At 51.0% G+C, this 253-nt stretch carries 1 protein-coding gene; it reads right to left on the minus strand.

Annotation, left to right across the window (positions count from 1 at the left end; genetic code table 11):
* Positions 1 to 253: hypothetical protein (locus JFU56_RS22615; protein WP_198439456.1), on the minus strand; the 253-nt coding region annotated here is incomplete at both ends.

Genomic DNA, 253 nt, shown 5'->3' on the forward strand with positions numbered 1-253 from the left:
GTAGATACCCATGATCGGACCTAACGCCTTCAAAACCAATATCACTGTCGCGAGCATCGCACCCGCATCAGAAGTCCCTTCCATTACTCCGGTTACTGCGGTCACGATACTGGCAGTACCAATCACCTGAATCAAACTGCCGCCAGCGGCCTGAATCTTACTGTTAGTCACGGCAACGTTCTCGGCATCACTGGTGCTTTGCATATGTGAAGCACTGAATCGAGATTGAACGACACGAAGTAAAGGCAGGCCT

Origin of the sequence: Moritella sp. F3, assembly GCF_015082335.1 — a bacterium.
In the GTDB taxonomy this organism is placed as follows: domain Bacteria; phylum Pseudomonadota; class Gammaproteobacteria; order Enterobacterales; family Moritellaceae; genus Moritella.